Origin of the sequence: Mesorhizobium sp. M1E.F.Ca.ET.063.01.1.1, assembly GCF_003998155.1 — a bacterium.
GTDB lineage: Bacteria > Pseudomonadota > Alphaproteobacteria > Rhizobiales > Rhizobiaceae > Mesorhizobium.
This window is the reverse complement of sequence record NZ_RZSC01001605.1, coordinates 1-456: the sequence shown is the minus strand read 5'-3', so window position 1 is coordinate 456 and position 456 is coordinate 1. Positions and strand designations below refer to the sequence as shown.

At 59.4% G+C, this 456-nt stretch carries 2 protein-coding genes; both read right to left on the bottom strand.

The window, feature by feature from the left end; all coding sequences use genetic code 11:
• Window positions 1-267, bottom strand: a 267-nt coding sequence (locus EOA29_RS40010) for a hypothetical protein (protein WP_210213241.1), incomplete at its 3' end; no start/stop codon positions are given.
• A 1-nt stretch (window position 268) separates the two neighbouring features.
• Window positions 269-456: FAD-dependent oxidoreductase (locus tag EOA29_RS40005; protein WP_127222584.1), on the bottom strand; the 188-nt coding region annotated here is incomplete at its 5' end.

The following is a 456-nucleotide window of genomic DNA, read 5'->3' as shown; positions in this document are numbered from 1 at the left end:
GTAGGAGGCGTTGAGAACCACGATCTCGGCCGGGTCTGCATCGCTGTCGAAGCGGCGTTGGGCCGCGATCGTGAATCCATTGCTAGCCCGCGGTGCGTCCGACTGGATACCTTTGATCACCCAGTCGAAGGCTTTGCGACGATGCGCCAGATTCACGAAGCGCAGCGCTTCAAGGATCAGCGTCGTCGTCAGCATCGAGAAGCCGTCGGCCAGGACGACGTCAATGATGACGGCCTTGGGCGCAGTCTTCGAAGCTCGATCCGCCATTCTAGCCACCATTGAAGCGGCGCGAGCTAAATGGAGCAAGGTCGTAGCCGGTTCGGCCTTTTACGATGAGATCGCAGATGGTTTTCCCAACGATCGGACCAATACCGAACCCATGACCGCTGAGACCCGCCGCGATGAACAATCCGCTTGGCTCGCCAACAGCTTCGATGACCGGCAACTCATCGGGCA